The organism is Burkholderia sp. BC1 (assembly GCF_052683555.1).
Map to the genome: position 1 here is coordinate 1 of NZ_JBQYLP010000211.1, position 2,023 is coordinate 2,023.

The 2,023-nt window shown below is 55.2% G+C and carries 2 protein-coding genes; both read left to right on the forward strand.

Annotated elements, in window-relative coordinates; all coding sequences use genetic code 11:
• Positions 1–241, forward strand: a 241-nt coding sequence (locus tag ACSHSS_RS32110; RefSeq protein ID WP_445546113.1) for a hypothetical protein, incomplete at its 5' end; no start/stop codon positions are given.
• 1,182 nt (positions 242–1,423) lie between these two features.
• Entirely contained in the window at positions 1,424–1,744 is a 321-nt protein-coding gene (locus ACSHSS_RS32115; RefSeq protein WP_445546114.1) for an H-NS histone family protein, read from the forward strand.
• The last annotated feature ends 279 nt before the right edge of the window (positions 1,745–2,023 follow it).

Genomic DNA, 2,023 nt, shown 5'->3' on the forward strand with positions numbered 1-2,023 from the left:
AAAAAATAACGAAGAAATAAGGGCAATCATGAACAAGGACGCTTTGCCTAACGGCGAGTACATGGCGACGTGTCGCGAGCGCAATCTGCTGTCCGCAGCTGCGAACGGCCATAGCCTAGTTTTCCCGGACGCGCGAGTGAAGGTGAAAGCAGGTTGGGCTCACTTTTATCGAGACGGTGTCAAGGTCTGGACCTGCAATGCAGCATATGCTGCCGCGAACTTCAATATTGAGAAGGCATAGGATAGACCATGGCAACACTGCTTGAATGTCTCCGCAAATTGCCTGCGGACCTAGTGATGCGTGACCTCGTGGCAGTACGCGATGAGGTCGCTACGGTAGCCGAACATATTGAACGTCTCCCTCAGGATGAAGATGGGTACGAAGTGCGAAAGGAATCGCGTAACTATGGTCGAAATGAGCTGACGGCCGTTGGCCTCATCGGCGGCCCGGCAATGTATCGAGAAGTTCGGTAGGAGGAGACAGGATGATGAATCTCGGAGCAATTGCCATCCGCTACCCTCACTGTGGTCGCCCGGCGCTTGCGAGCGCGAGCAAAGGCATGTGGCGTCGTCACTGCAAGAACGGAACGATGAGATAGAGGATCGTTCAACATTCGACACCATTCGCACGGACTGGAGGACCAGGCCTGCGAGGTTGGCCACATGACCGAACGAGGGGTGACGATTGCGAAAAGAAGGGCCAACTTCAAAGTCGGGTTGCCAGAAACACTTTCGCGCGCGATGTGAGCACCGCATCAATGAATATGGCATTCGAACAGGAAGACCAGATGGACATCTCGCTCGATAGTCCTGATGGTCGTGCTTCATAACGACGGACTGACGTTTCGACAAGGTAAGGTCAGAAACAAAGCGAAGGCGGGGGACTGGTTTATCTCTGATGACGGCTTACCCCACGGCGTAGTTGAAGCGAACGGACGGGCAACATTCGTCGGATGGAACATTTCGATAGTACTGACCTGATTCCCGAATATTGGACGCCAATGGACCAGCTTTACAGTATCGATGTCTCGACAGCCGGCGACACCGTGTGGGTCACGGCTCACGACGGATCATGTGTAGGACGATTCAGCAGGCGTTTTGGCATTGATGTACATCGGACCGTGACCGAGCAGTTGGCAGGTGCGGACCAGTGCTTGTATTGCACGCACGAGCCCGCTGGCGCAGAGGATTGGCGCACTTTCCGTGAGGCTGTTCTAAGGCACCATGGGATCGACGTGCCAATTGATGCGATCCGGTTTTAAGCAACGAAATCGATGCTCGTCGGAATACTATCGTTTGCATCGAATAACTTGGGAAACGCGACCATGACGAACCCGGACACATGGGAAAACATCGGATGCCGAAATGGGTCTAATATGTGGGCTCGAATTGCGTAACATCAGAATTCAAGGGAGGTAGAAAAATGGCAGCGAACAAGCGTACCTATACAGACGTAAAGGCTCAAATTGAGGCACTCGAGGCTGAGGCTGAAGCACTCCGCGCGCAAGAGGTCGAGGCAGTAATTGCTGACGTGCGTGCAAAGGTAGCCGCATATGACCTCACCGAGCAGGACGTATTCGGCCGCAAGCGCATGGCGCGAGCGAATGGTGACTCTGCTGCAAAGAGTGCAGGGATTCCGAAATACCGCGATCCGAAGTCCGGTGCGACCTGGACCGGAAAGGGCCGCGCGCCCGCATGGATCGCCAAGGCAAAGAATCGCGAGCGTTTCTTGATCGAGCAATAAGCGAAGTTGTCAGCTAAGCATGGTGTCGCCGACGCTGCCCGACGGAAAGTACCAGGCGACGTGTCGTGAGCGGACGGTCTATGCCGCCACGGCGAACGGGCATGGTGAAGTCTTTCCGCACGCGGAGATGGTAGTCATGGAGGGGTGGGCTACCTTCAGCCGCGATGGCGTCGAAGTGTGGAACTGCAGCGCACGCTACGCTGCTGCACACTTCGACGTTCAGCCTGCTTAGGGAAACGCTGATCAATGGACCAACTTCCGAAGTTGCAGGCGAGATGG